Below are 12,497 nucleotides of genomic sequence, written 5' to 3'. Positions count from 1 at the left end.
CGCATGGCATGTTTGAACGGCGGAATAGACCACTGAGGGCACAAAGACCAGTCCACAAACGGCGCAGGTCTGCTCCGACGCGACGTATCGTATCAGGACATCTCGGCCAGACGCGACACATAACGGGCCAGCGTATCGATCTCAAGATTGACCCGGTCACCGACCTGCACGTCACCCCAGGTGGTGACCTCTTTGGTGTGTGGGATGAAGTTGATGCCGAAATCGCAATCTGTCACGTCATTGACCGTCAGGGATGTGCCATTCAGTGCCACCGACCCTTTGGGCGCAATGAACCGTGCAAGATCCTTTGGTGCGCGCAGGGTGACGCGGGTGCTGTCGCCGTCTTCCTTGATCGCGATCACCTCGGCTACGCCATCCACATGGCCCGAGACGATATGACCGCCCAGTTCGTCACCAACCTTCAGGGCACGTTCCAGATTGACACGCTTGCCGACAGTCCATGTGTCGAGATTGGTTTTCGAGACGGTTTCCGCGCTGATCTGGACATCATACCAATCGTCGCCCAGCGCGATCACGGTCAGACACACACCGTCACTGGCAATCGAGGCCCCGATATCGATGCCCGCAGTGTCATAGGCGGTCTTGATCCGCGCGCGCAGGTCACCCTGCTGCTCCAGCTCGGCGACGGTGCCCATGTCGGTGACGATCCCTGTAAACATTCCGTTAACCCTCAGTCTCTAACCTGTGCCTGACTATCACCGTCGAGGTAAGGCCAACGGGCCGCGCGGGCAAGCCCTGCCTTGCCGTACACCGACCAAACGGGCATAGTTTTGGCAACAACAACAATACGAGCAGTTCGGATGCAGCACCCGCCTTTAAGGTCTCATGATCGGGTCTTCCTGTTCCTTCAGGGCCCGCACGGACCTTTTTTCCCGGCCTTGGGGCGTATGTTGCGCGCGACGGGGGCTCGGGTCTGGCGAGTTGGATTCAATGCAGGCGATCAGGCGTTCTGGTTTGACAAAGCAAGTTACATCCCGTTTCAGGACAAACCGGAAAACTGGCCCGCAACACTGTCCTCTTTAATCGCTGAAAAAGCTGTTACGGACATTGTACTATATGGCGACACCAGACCCATACATGCGCGTGCGGTCGAAATCGCACGGTCTTGCGGAGTTACCGTACATGTATTCGAGGAGGGGTATCTGCGCCCCTGGTGGGTGACCTATGAGCGGGACGGGTCAAATGGAAATTCCCGGCTGATGACGCTGGACGTTCAGCAGATGCGTCAGGCCATGGCCCTGTCCGACCGAAAGGCGCCGCCGCCCCCGTCGCATTGGGGAGACATGCGGCATCATATCTTCTATGGCGCCCTTTATCATTGGTTCGTGATGACTCTGAACAGCCGCTACCGAAACTTTCAACCGCACAGGGAATTACCTGTCTCGCAAGAATTCAGATTGTACCTCAAGCGCCTGTTCTTGATGCCTTTTCATCGTCTTCAGCGAAGTGTGGCGACGGCGCGGGTCAGATGGGGCGGATACCCCTACCACCTCGTTCTGTTGCAGCTTGGGCATGACAGCTCGGTGAAGGCTCATTCCAGCTTTTCGGGCATGTGTGAATTTCTTGAGCTGGCAATCGAAGGATTTGCGCAAGGCGCGCCGACCCATCACAGGCTGGTGGTAAAGGAACACCCCCTGGAAAACCATCGCGAACCGTTGCGACGCCGGGCTCGCGAGATTGCCAGAAAACACGGCATCGACGACCGGGTTCATTATGTGCCGGGCGGCAAGCTGGCCAGATTGCTGGATGAGGCGAATTCGGCCGTCACCGTGAATTCCACCGCCGGACAGCAGGTCCTGTGGCGGGGCATTCCATTGCGCATTTTCGGGCGTTCGGTTTATGACAAACCCGATTTCGTCTCGCAGCAGCCGATCGCGGCGTTTTTTGCCGATCCTTGCCGCCCCGATTCCGAAGCCTATCGCTGTTATCGGCAATTTCTTCTGGAAACCAGTCAGGTACCCGGCGGGTTCTATTCAAGACGAGGGCGCCGTCAGCTGCTGCGCCGCGCCGTGGATATGCTTTTGGACACCAACGATCCCTACCAATCGGTTCTGAATACGAACGAGGCGCGAACGACACAGTTGAAAGTCGTCGAATGAAACGGGTGGTGTGTGACTGGAAGTTAAGCAACTTACCAGCTAATCTGCACGCAACTACAAAAGACTGAGGATATCGGGCGGTGAAAGTCTCTCCTAGGCGATGGATTCGGGGCGTGTCCTTTGTGGCTGCAATTGGCCTGCTGGCCGCGTGCCAGCTGCCAAAATCCGGACCGAACAAATCCGAAATTCTGGCCGGTTCAGTTCAAAAAGGGGGCAACGCATTTGTCGTTGAAGTTGATGACAACGTCACACGCGCGACATCCGCTATTCCTCAGTATGGTTTTTCTTCCTCCTTTAGCAGTGCCCAGACATTGACCGCGGATACCGTCCGCCCTGGCGACGTGCTGGGGCTGACCATCTGGGAAAACGTCGACGATGGCCTTCTGTCCGGCGAAACCGGTCTTGCAACCGCGTTGAATGAGGTTCAGGTCGACAGCGATGGATTTATCTTTGTTCCCTATGCAGGCCGGATTCGGGCTGCGGGAAACACGCCGGAACAGCTGCGCGTTCTGATCACAGACAAGCTTCAGGAGCAAACGCCGGACCCGCAGGTCGAAGTGCGGCGCGTCGCTGGTGACGGGTCCACCGTCTCGCTGACGGGCACGGTTGCCGCGCCGGGCATTTATCCGATTGAACGGCCAACCCGGTCGCTGCTTGGTATGTTGTCCCAGGCAGGCGGAGTCTCGGTCGCGTCTGACATCGCGCTGGTGACCCTGATCCGGGGCGATCAGAAGGGTACCGTCTGGTACGAGGACCTGTTTCGCAACCCCAAGCTGGACGTCGCCCTGCGCGGTGGCGACCGCATTCTGGTGGAAGAGGACAGCAGATCGTATATCGCCCTTGGCGCAACCGGGGGCCAGTCGCGCGTGGCATTTGAAAGCCAGGACCTGTCGGCACTGGAAGCCTTGGCACAGGTCGGTGGTCTGCTGACGCTGTCCTCAGATCCAACGGGTATCTTTATCCTGCGCAAGGAACGTCAGGATGTCGCCCGCAGTATCACCGGACGCGCCGACCTCAAAGGGGATCAGCGCATGATCTACCTGCTGAACCTGACAGCCCCCAACGGCCTGTTCATTGCACGCGATTTCGTGATCCGGGACGATGATACGATCTACGTGACCGAAGCGCCCTATGCACAATGGAGCAAATCGATCTCACTTATCGCAGGCGGTCTGACACCCGTTGCAAACGTTGCCACCCTAACCGGCAATTGATGCATGAGGCCCGATCCCGACACGTCAGCCGGGAGCGGGCAAAATCGGCTGTTCGTCTATAACGGCGGCTTTCTGACCCAGAAACGTCTGAGACGAATCCTGTCGCTTTCGGGTTACGACATTCGTCTGGGATATCCCAAAGACGGCGATTGCGTAGGCGTCTGGGGTAACAGCCCGACAGCACATCGCGGCCTTAAGATCGCCGAAAAACACGCTGCCCCGGTTCTGCGGGTCGAGGACGCCTTTCTCAGATCTCTGCACCCGGGCCGGAATGGCGAGCCCCCTTTGGGGCTGTTACTGGATCGTTCCGGCCTGCATTTCGATGCCGCCACGCCGTCTGAGCTTGAAACAATGCTGGCCACGCACCCCCTGGATGACACGGCCCTGCTGAACCGTGCCCGCGCCGCGATCACGCGGATCAGGGAGCTTAACCTCAGCAAGTACTCCGCCTTCGATCTCGATCTTGACCCACCCGATCCGGGTTATGTTCTGGTGATTGATCAGACGGCCGGCGATGCGTCGGTAACAGCAAGCAGAGCGGACCGCGCCCGGTTTCTTGAAATGCTTGTCTTGGCGCAGGAGGAAAACCCCGGCGCGCGTATCCTGATCAAGACGCATCCTGAAACACTGGCTGGTCACCGTCAGGGGCATTTTACCAATCAGGACCTGTCAGACCGGATATCGCAGTTCAGCGACCCGATCAGCCCATGGCCGTTGCTTGAAGGGGCTGTCGCAGTCTACACCGTGTCCTCGCAACTGGGGTTTGAGGCAATTCTGGCTGGCCACAAACCGCGTGTTTTCGGCCAACCTTTCTATGCAGGATGGGGCCTGACGCAGGATGACCGCCCCGTTCCGCGTCGTCAGCGCAGCCTGACACGGGCACAATTGTTCGCGGCCGCCATGCTGCTTTACCCGACTTGGTACGATCCCTATCGCGATCAGCTGTGCGAGCTGGAAACGGTGCTGGACACGTTAGAGGCACAGACCCGCGTTTGGCGACAGGACAAGAACGGCTGGACGGCATCCGGGATGCGCTTGTGGAAACGCAGGCATCTGCAACAGTTCTTCGGACAACATGGAAAGCTGCGCTTTACGGCATCTCAACCCGGCACACCGGACCACCCCCACATGGTCTGGGCCAGCCAGGCAAGAAACACCGAAGGGGCGGTTCGGGTCGAAGACGGGTTCTTGCGTTCACGCGGACTTGGGGCGGCACTGGTCCCGCCACTGTCGCTGGTGACGGACGAATTCGGTATCTATTACGACCCGACAAAACCCAGCCAGTTGGAAGAGTTGATCACTTTGCGTGAAACGTTGAGGCCGGATCAGGACCTGCGCGCAGAGCGTCTTATCGAGAACCTCTTGGCCGCAGGCTTGAGCAAATACAATACCGGCAATCCCGCCAGCCCCCTGCCCGAAGGCCATCGTATTCTTGTGCCCGGACAGGTCGAGGACGATGCCTCAATCCTGTTGGGTACCAGCGCGGTTCGCAACAATCTGGACCTGCTGAAAGCTGCGCGCGACGCCAATCCCGACGCGATCCTGATTTACAAACCCCACCCCGATGTCGAAGCGGGTTTGCGCGAAGGCAGGATCGATGCCGAGGCAATTGCCGACATCGTTGCAACCCAAACAGACCCCGCATCATTGTTGCTGCACGTGCAGGAAGTATGGACCATGACGTCGCTTCTGGGGTTCGAAGCTTTGCTGCGCGGCGTGAAGGTTACAACTCTGGGCGCGCCTTTTTATGCGGGTTGGGGGCTGACCACGGATCTGGGGGCTGTTCCTGCCCGGCGTGGTGCGCGACCGACGTTGATGGGCCTCGTCCATGCCACCCTTATTGATTATCCTCGCTATTTCGACCCGGTCACGGGGCAACCCTGCCCCGTCGAGGTTGCCGTTGAACGTCTGGCGCAGGGCACTTGTGCCCCGACCGGTCCCTTCAATCGTGTTCTGTCAAAACTTCAGGGCGTGTTTGCGACACATGCGCACTTGTGGCGCTAAACCTAGTCAGACGCCCTGCGCCAACGGTGCAGGATATCCCCACCCACCCTATTGGTTTCCATCAGCTCGAATCTTGGCGCCGCGTCCAGCGTCGTTAACCCCAATGTTCCAACTGCCGCCAGCCCCTCGGCTCCGATGGTCAATCCGGCAGTAAATCCGACCAGTTCATCCACCAGATCCTCGGCCAGCAGTGACGCCGCCAGCGCCGCCCCCCCTTCGCAGAAGACGCTGGTCAGACCGGCTTGCCCCAATTGATGGAGCAGATCGACCGCGTCAATCTGATGATCTTTCAACGCGCAGGGGATCAGCCTTGCGCCCAGTCCTTCCCAGGCTTTCGCGCGCTCGGCGTCCGGGTGATGCGCATGGCAGAGCCAGACAGGTGTCTTTGATGCCGTGCGGGCCAAATGTCCCATCAGGGATATGTCCATATGGCGCGAAACGACAACGCGCACCGGTTGATGTTCAACGCCAAGATCCCGAACCGTCAGTGACGGATCGTCGGCCCGCGCGGTACCCGCTCCGACCATCACCGCATCGTGACGCGCACGCATGGCATGGACGACACGACGCGCCTGTGGCCCGGTGATCCATTGGCTGTGTCCGGTCGAGGTTGCGATCCGCCCATCAAAACTGCTGGCTAGCTTGAGGGTCACGAAAGGTCGGCCTTGTTCCGTCTTAAGGAAGAAGCCTTCCAGATCACGTTCCGCCTGCTCTGCGAGGACACCGGTTACGACCTTAATTCCGGCCTCGCGCAACTTGGCAAAGCCCTGCCCTGCGACGCGCGGATCACTGTCTTCCACGGCGGCCACGACACGGGCGACACTCGCAGCAATCAAAGCCTCGGCACAGGGGGGTGTCTTGCCGTGATGGGCGCAGGGTTCCAAAGTTACATAGGCGGTCGCACCGTGCGCGGCCTGCCCGGCTTGCGCCAAAGCCTCGGTCTCGGCATGGGGGCGACCGCCCGGCTGGGTCCAACCGCGCCCGACAATCCGGCCTTTGCGCACGATAACACAACCCACTGCAGGGTTTGGCCAGCACATCCCCTGACCGCGCCGCCCCAGTGACAGGGCCAGCGCCATGAATCGCTTATCTGTTTCGCTCACTCGTCCGTCGGTGGCTGCGGCGGGCGCAGTTCGTGGACAAACTCCTCAAAATCATCGGCCGCCTGGAAATTCTTGTACACACTCGCAAAGCGAACATAAGCGACGGTATCGATCCGCGCCAGAGCTTCCATGACGATCTCGCCGATCTTGTGGGACGGGATATCCGTATCGCCCATGCTTTCCAGCCGACGTACGATACCCGATATCATCTGATCGATCCGTTCAGGATCAACTGGCCGTTTCTGCATCGAGATACGGATCGAACGTTCCAGTTTGTCGCGGTCGAAGTCCTCGCGCTTCCCATTGGTCTTTATGACAACCAAATCACGCAGTTGCACACGTTCATAGGTCGTGAACCGCCCGCCACAGGCCGGGCAGAACCGGCGTCGGCGGATTGCCACGTGATCCTCTGCCGGACGTGAATCTTTTACCTGAGTATCGATATTTCCGCAAAACGGGCAGCGCATCCGCCGTCTCCTCGTCCCTTGTTCCGCCTCTTTTTGTAAGCGCTGCGACTTACTTATCCACAACTATAGGGCAGCAACTAGGATTTGGGTAGTCGGAAATTTCAACCGCTAGATAAAGGGTCAGGCCAGGTGCGCTGCAATCCGTCTCTGGTGTGGTGCCGTGCGGTGTTCAAACAGATATATCCCCTGCCATGTTCCAAGGCATGGGCGACCCTGCGACACAGGTATCGACAAGGATACAGGCAACAGCGCAGCTTTTATATGCGCGGGCATGTCATCGGGGCCTTCATAAGTATGCCTTAGATACGACATTGACGGGTGATTGGATGGCGGCACCAGCCTTTCGAAGAACGCCCGAAGGTCGGTTTGAACTTCGGGATCCGCGTTTTCCTGAATAAGCAACGAACAGGAGGTGTGGCGAACGAAAAGCGTCAGTAAGCCATCCGTCGCCACCTGCCCCAGCCAATGCGTCAACTCGGCCGTGAACTCGTAAAGACCTGAACCTTGGGTCTGTATTACAAATTCAGTCTGCATTCACGGTGTCTCGCCGTTTTGTCAGTCGTTAAAGAACGGTCGATAGTTACACCTGGCATTCGCGCCTTGTACAGACATGCTGTACCCCGGCTGAAAACCAACCGAAACAAAGCTGCTTGGCTGCGCACCGACATTCTGTGGCGGCTTGATCGAAAACTGAACCGCTGTTTTACGCCCTGTGGTGACGCTTGGCCCATACCCGCGCAACACGTAGATCGGATCGCGCCAGCCCGCGCCCAAAGTACGCCGTGCATAATCCGCTGCCGCGCACCAGTATCCTTCGGTACGCTGGTCGCCGCGCGGAATAACCTCGAAGTCAGTGGCGTTTATCGGCTCGGTCCGGTACCCGTGCGGCGCTGCGTCAGCAGCCATGGGAATGCTGAACGCCAGGGCGGCAATCGCGGCAAATGTCCGTGTATGTTTCATTGTCATTACTTCCCTGATTGTGTGTGTCAAAAAGGTTAGGCCATTAGCTTCGTCGGCACAGGGTCGCTCACGTTCTGTTTAATCTGTCTCGTGCGATACGTGAACCGGCGTGAGCCATCCCTGATACCTGATCAACATTCCCAGTCCCGGCGCGTCCGCAGACACATCAAACCGAAAGCGCCCCGCTTTGTCCTGCCATTCGCGCGTTCTTGATCGCGGCAAGGTAAAAGCTGGCATCGGAATGCCAAACACGGTCAGGCGGAGGATTTTGATGTGCATTCCGTTTTCCCGCCAAATGGGCTTTAACCAGATTGAGATCGAGCCGAAAGATTCCCGAACACACTCTCTTTTCGTATCATATTTCAGAGTTGATCGGGTTTTGTGGCCCGCGAAATTCCGGTCCCATGACCAGAATTCGCCATTTGCACCAATTTGCAGGGAAACGGGGACGTCTTTGCCGCTTCGCGGAAATCCGGCCAGACGAGTTGCAAGGGCAACCCATAGCCCTTTGCCACGTTCGATGTCGCAGCGTCCCGCAAAGCAGCCCTCGCTCATGTGCAAAACTCGAACCGCCTTTGGCAACCTTTCGATCGATCCTATCGCCTTAAGAAAGGGATCGCCCATCGCTAGTACCCGTATTCGGCAAAACGAGCCCTGATATAGGGACCGGGAACCAGACATGTCTTGGAACGACCAAAGAACGCGTATCTGTTTCGTGCGATCAAGCGATAGGCCGGATCCTTGATGGGCCGAGGCAGAAACCGGCATATTGATAAAAGCGACCACGGAGCGCGCAACTGTCGCATCGCCTCAGAAAATGCATCCAGATGCTGAAAAACAGCGCCATCCACGACCACCAGATTGGTTTGAAAATCCTGTGTGGGAAGGCCGAGATCTCGATACAGTTTTTGCCCAAGCGGGGACTGCGCCGTGGCAAATTGGAAAACATGGCGCCGGTCACGTTTCAGCATAAACTGGAAAAACCCCGAACACAGCACGCATTCGCCGTCAAACACAATCAGGTTTTGGTCATAAACCCCTGTATTCTCAAAAACATCTTGCAAGGTTTTTCACCGGTATTTTTGACTTAAAGCCAGCCTGACAAAACCACCTGAGCGAAGCAATGCGACATGTACGAAAGGTATGGGGGCGTGCCGGGGAGCCTTGACCAGAGGCTGGTGATTTCCCCGAGGCTCTGACCTCATCCCCATAAAGGTCTGGACCCGGCAACATTGCTGAATTGGTTCGTTGCACATGGCGACGCTTGTCCATACCGGTCAATAAATTTCGAGAATTTGCCACCGATGGCTTGTTTCTGTGTGAAATCGACTTGTCAGCACCGTCGATCATGAAAGAGAATTCTGTAATAGTCCGCTTATGTATTTGAAAATTTGAGGTACTGCTTCGCGATGGATGTCGATATCGGCCGACTTCATCTGTTTGTTCAGGCACTGGACCGCTATTCCGGAAATGGCGATATGTCCTGTAATGTCCTGAAGATGGCAGGGCTGCGCCCTCAGGATATCGCGCCGCCGGTCTCAACCTACAGCGTACAAAGCGAGGCTTTGTTTATCCGTTATGCATGTGACGCCACCCACGACGTCACGTTTGCGGCTCGCACGGGTCTTGAGGTTACGTCAGCCTCGACCGTGACCGCCTATATCAGCAAGTATTCCCGCGATCTGAAACAGGTGATGGAGAACCTCTCGCGCTTTCACGGCATCATCGACCCTGCCATCGCGCTTAACCTGCGCGTCGCGGGTAACTTTGCGACCTTGGAAGCCGAGTGGAAAGACCCCGGATTTGCGCGGTATCATAGACGCACCGAATTCCTGATATTTGCGACCCTGGCCAGAATGCGGAACCTGACGCAAGTCAATCTCTATCCGATAGAAATTCGGTTTCAGCACAGGGTCGGCGACCACGCCCGAAGATTTGAGAAGCTTGCCGGTTTTCCCGTGACCTTTGGGGCTGAGAACCTCGAGATTATCCTGCCACTTTCCGCGCTGGACCTGCCTGTGCCGACATATGACCCCCAACTCAGAGAGCACTTGCTGGGATATGCAGATCGCCTGCTTTCTGAGAGAGGCGCCCCCAAACATCTGACCCGCTCCAAGGTCGAAGGGCTGGTTACCCGTTCCCTGCCCGGCGCAATCCCGCAGGCCGAAAGCGTCGCGGCTGATCTGGGGATGAGCCTTAGAACCTTCAGCAGGCGCCTCAGGGATGAAGGCACCAGCTATCGCGATGTTGTCGACGAACTGCGGTGCGACCTGGCGCAGACCTTTATCAAGAATGAAATGCCCTTGTCCGAAATCGCCTATTCGCTGGGCTATGCGGATCAGGCCGCATTTTCGACCGCTTTCAAACGTTGGACAGGCCAGCCGCCCAGCGCGTTCAAGACACGATTGGCACACCCGATACGGACGTGAGACCGGGGGTCATCAGCTTGAAAAACCTCGCCCCGGCCCGTCCCATGAGTGGACAGAACGGATATAGAAGGACAGGAGGTCCGGGCCTTGTGCGTTCCCGCCAATGTGATGGGAGAACAGGCCATCGTGAAGAGCGCCTTGATTGAAAAAAGGCGCCTCGGGTGAGGCGCCTTGGAAATTATTGATCCAGGAAGGACCGAAGCTTTCGGGATCGGCTGGGATGCTTCAGCTTACGCAGCGCCTTCGCTTCGATCTGGCGAATACGTTCGCGGGTCACGCTGAACTGCTGACCCACCTCTTCAAGCGTGTGGTCGGTGTTCATACCGATGCCGAAACGCATCCGCAGCACACGTTCTTCGCGCGGGGTGAGCGATGCCAAAACCCGTGTGGTGGTTTCCTTGAGGTTTTCCTGAATGGCGCTGTCCAGAGGAAGCACGGCATTCTTGTCCTCGATGAAATCACCCAGCTGGCTGTCTTCTTCGTCACCAATCGGCGTTTCCAGCGAAATCGGCTCTTTGGCGATTTTCATCACCTTGCGAACCTTCTCAAGCGGCATTTGCAGCTTTTCGGCCAGTTCCTCGGGTGTCGGTTCGCGGCCGATCTCGTGCAGCATCTGGCGGCCGGTCCGGACCAGCTTGTTGATCGTTTCGATCATGTGAACCGGAATGCGGATCGTGCGCGCCTGATCCGCGATTGAACGCGTGATCGCCTGACGAATCCACCACGTTGCATAGGTCGAGAACTTATAGCCGCGGCGGTATTCGAACTTGTCTACCGCCTTCATCAGGCCGATATTACCTTCCTGAATAAGATCAAGGAATTGCAGGCCGCGGTTCGTGTACTTCTTGGCGATCGAGATCACCAGACGCAGGTTGGCTTCGACCATTTCCTTCTTGGCCTGCCGCGCCTCTTTTTCGCCCTTCTGGACCTGCTGAACGATGCGGCGGAATTCGCTGATGTCCAGACCCACATACTGGCCGACCTGAGCCATGTCGTTGCGCAGCTCTTCGACCTTCGCGGTCGAGCGTTCGATGAACATCTGCCAACCCCGACCCGGCTTTTCCGCCATCTCGGCCAGCCAGTTCGGGTCAAGTTCGCGGCCGCGGTATTCGTCGATGAACTCGCGACGGTTGATCCGCGCCTGATCGGCCAGCTTCACCATCGAGCTGTCCAGCGCCATAACGCGACGGTTGATACCGTAAAGCTGATCGATCAAAGCTTCGATCCGGTTGTTGTGCAGGTGAAGACCATTCACCAGTTGCACAATCTCGGCCCGCAACTTCTGATAAGTCGCTTCGTCCTCTTCGCTGAACGTGCCATCCTCGTTCAGGGTGGCCGAAATACGGCTGTCCTGCATTTCAGACAGCATCGCGAAATCGGTAGAGATCCGTTCCAGAGTGGTCAGAACCTGATCCTTCAATGCCGCTTCCATCGCGGCCAGCGACATATTGACCTGATCGTCTTCGTCATCATCGTCGTCGCTGGTGATCGGGTTGCCATCCGCATCCAGTTCCGGCCCGGCCTCTCTTGCAGGTTTTGCAGCCTGCACGGCAGACGCATCAACGACTGGCGCATCGCCGTCTTCGTCCAGCTGGTTGCCGAACGTGGTTTCCAGATCGATGACATCCCGCAGCAGAATGTCTTCGGACAACAATTCATCGTGCCAGATGGTGATCGCCTGGAAGGTCAACGGGCTTTCGCACAGGCCTGCGATCATGGTGTTGCGCCCTGCTTCAATCCGCTTGGCGATGGCAATCTCGCCCTCACGGCTGAGCAGTTCAACCGAACCCATCTCGCGCAGATACATGCGAACAGGGTCGTCGGTGCGGTCCAGCTTTTCGGTGGCGGCCCCTGCCAACGCAACCTCGCGGTTGCTTTCGGTGGTTGTCAGATCGGTCGAGCCTTTGTTCTCTTCCTCTTCGGCCTCTTCATCTTCGATGATGTTGATGCCCATCTCGGACAGCATCGACATAACGTCTTCGATCTGTTCCGAGCTGACCTGATCAGGCGGCAAAACCTGATTGAGCTGATCGTAGGTGATGTAACCTTTCTCGCGGGCCTCGGCGATCATCTTCTTGACGTTGGCCTGGCTCATGTCCAGCGAGATTTCCTGTTCCTGCTCGTCGGATTTGCTATCTTCGGTCGTATCTTTGGCGGCCATTCAATGCTCCTGCAGGGATGGGTGATTCGTTTGAACCGA

12 protein-coding genes are annotated in these 12,497 nt (G+C 57.5%); 4 read left to right on the top strand and 8 right to left on the bottom strand.

All coding sequences use genetic code 11. The annotated features are described in order from the left end of the window. Positions 1-92 precede the first annotated feature (92 nt). On the bottom strand, positions 93-680 hold the full coding sequence (locus ACR0BF_RS03730; RefSeq protein ID WP_480476428.1) for a riboflavin synthase: 588 nt from the start codon (positions 678-680) through the stop codon (positions 93-95). Positions 681-821: 141 nt separating this feature from the next. Here ACR0BF_RS03730 and ACR0BF_RS03725 point away from each other — a divergent pair, with 141 nt between their 5' ends. The 3 genes from ACR0BF_RS03725 (at position 822) to ACR0BF_RS03715 (ending at position 5,338) form a co-directional block, all read left to right on the top strand. Next, positions 822-2,120 carry a capsule biosynthesis protein gene (locus tag ACR0BF_RS03725; protein WP_480516553.1) on the top strand — a complete coding sequence of 433 codons (1,299 nt, stop codon included), beginning with the start codon at positions 822-824 and terminating at the stop codon, positions 2,118-2,120. Positions 2,121-2,200: 80 nt separating this feature from the next. Then, a complete protein-coding gene (locus ACR0BF_RS03720; protein ID WP_480622381.1) occupies positions 2,201-3,334 on the top strand; it encodes a polysaccharide biosynthesis/export family protein in 1,134 nt (377 codons plus the stop codon). Positions 3,335-3,337: 3 nt separating this feature from the next. Then, positions 3,338-5,338 carry a capsular polysaccharide biosynthesis protein gene (locus tag ACR0BF_RS03715; RefSeq protein ID WP_480624301.1) on the top strand — a complete coding sequence of 667 codons (2,001 nt, stop codon included), beginning with the start codon at positions 3,338-3,340 and terminating at the stop codon, positions 5,336-5,338. Between the two features lie 2 nt (positions 5,339-5,340). Here the strand turns inward: ACR0BF_RS03715 and ribD are convergent, their stop codons facing one another. From ribD to ACR0BF_RS03685, 6 genes are all read right to left on the bottom strand, one after another. After that, complete coding sequence (gene ribD / locus ACR0BF_RS03710) at positions 5,341-6,441, bottom strand: bifunctional diaminohydroxyphosphoribosylaminopyrimidine deaminase/5-amino-6-(5-phosphoribosylamino)uracil reductase RibD (RefSeq protein ID WP_480604110.1); 1,101 nt, start codon at positions 6,439-6,441, stop codon at positions 5,341-5,343. Then, a complete protein-coding gene (nrdR, locus tag ACR0BF_RS03705; protein ID WP_267367325.1) occupies positions 6,438-6,908 on the bottom strand; it encodes a transcriptional regulator NrdR in 471 nt (156 codons plus the stop codon). Before nrdR ends, ribD begins: the two co-directional genes overlap by 4 nt. 120 nt (positions 6,909-7,028) lie before the next feature. Next, positions 7,029-7,442: a secondary thiamine-phosphate synthase enzyme YjbQ gene (locus tag ACR0BF_RS03700; protein ID WP_480476418.1), complete on the bottom strand. Its 414-nt coding sequence runs from the start codon at positions 7,440-7,442 to the stop codon at positions 7,029-7,031. A 21-nt stretch (positions 7,443-7,463) separates the two neighbouring features. After that, positions 7,464-7,868 (bottom strand): hypothetical protein, encoded by a 405-nt coding sequence (locus ACR0BF_RS03695; RefSeq protein WP_480476416.1) that lies wholly within the window; start codon positions 7,866-7,868, stop codon positions 7,464-7,466. 78 nt (positions 7,869-7,946) lie between these two features. After that, a complete protein-coding gene (locus ACR0BF_RS03690) occupies positions 7,947-8,492 on the bottom strand; it encodes a DUF4166 domain-containing protein (RefSeq protein WP_480624300.1) in 546 nt (181 codons plus the stop codon). Between the two features lie 2 nt (positions 8,493-8,494). After that, on the bottom strand, positions 8,495-8,839 hold the full coding sequence (locus tag ACR0BF_RS03685; protein WP_480624396.1) for a thiol-disulfide oxidoreductase DCC family protein: 345 nt from the start codon (positions 8,837-8,839) through the stop codon (positions 8,495-8,497). A gap of 438 nt (positions 8,840-9,277) precedes the next feature. On the opposite strand from ACR0BF_RS03685, the gene ACR0BF_RS03680 reads away from it, so the two are divergent. Further along, positions 9,278-10,297, top strand: a complete 1,020-nt coding sequence (locus ACR0BF_RS03680) for a helix-turn-helix domain-containing protein (protein ID WP_480516538.1) — start codon at positions 9,278-9,280, stop codon at positions 10,295-10,297. Positions 10,298-10,475: 178 nt separating this feature from the next. Here the strand turns inward: ACR0BF_RS03680 and rpoD are convergent, their stop codons facing one another. After that, positions 10,476-12,458, bottom strand: a complete 1,983-nt coding sequence (gene rpoD / locus ACR0BF_RS03675; RefSeq protein ID WP_480476408.1) for an RNA polymerase sigma factor RpoD — start codon at positions 12,456-12,458, stop codon at positions 10,476-10,478. Positions 12,459-12,497: the final 39 nt, after the last annotated feature.

This window comes from Ruegeria sp. AG7 (assembly GCF_056541545.1).
The sequence above is the reverse complement of the archived record's forward strand: the minus strand, read 5'-3'. Positions and strand labels throughout refer to the sequence as shown.

Excerpts from the sequence above, each read along its gene's own strand:
- ACR0BF_RS03680 (WP_480516538.1), top strand. The coding sequence starts at position 9,278 with ATGGATGTCGATATCGGCCGACTTCATCTGTTTGTTCAGGCACTGGAC.
- nrdR (WP_267367325.1), bottom strand. The coding sequence starts at position 6,908 with ATGCGCTGCCCGTTTTGCGGAAATATCGATACTCAGGTAAAAGATTCA.
- ACR0BF_RS03730 (WP_480476428.1), bottom strand. The coding sequence starts at position 680 with ATGTTTACAGGGATCGTCACCGACATGGGCACCGTCGCCGAGCTGGAG.
- ACR0BF_RS03690 (WP_480624300.1), bottom strand. The coding sequence starts at position 8,492 with ATGGGCGATCCCTTTCTTAAGGCGATAGGATCGATCGAAAGGTTGCCA.
- ACR0BF_RS03685 (WP_480624396.1), bottom strand. The coding sequence starts at position 8,839 with ATGCTGAAACGTGACCGGCGCCATGTTTTCCAATTTGCCACGGCGCAG.
- ACR0BF_RS03695 (WP_480476416.1), bottom strand. The coding sequence starts at position 7,868 with ATGAAACATACACGGACATTTGCCGCGATTGCCGCCCTGGCGTTCAGC.
- rpoD (WP_480476408.1), bottom strand. The coding sequence starts at position 12,458 with ATGGCCGCCAAAGATACGACCGAAGATAGCAAATCCGACGAGCAGGAA.
- ACR0BF_RS03700 (WP_480476418.1), bottom strand. The coding sequence starts at position 7,442 with ATGCAGACTGAATTTGTAATACAGACCCAAGGTTCAGGTCTTTACGAG.
- ACR0BF_RS03715 (WP_480624301.1), top strand. The coding sequence starts at position 3,338 with ATGAGGCCCGATCCCGACACGTCAGCCGGGAGCGGGCAAAATCGGCTG.
- ACR0BF_RS03725 (WP_480516553.1), top strand. The coding sequence starts at position 822 with ATGCAGCACCCGCCTTTAAGGTCTCATGATCGGGTCTTCCTGTTCCTT.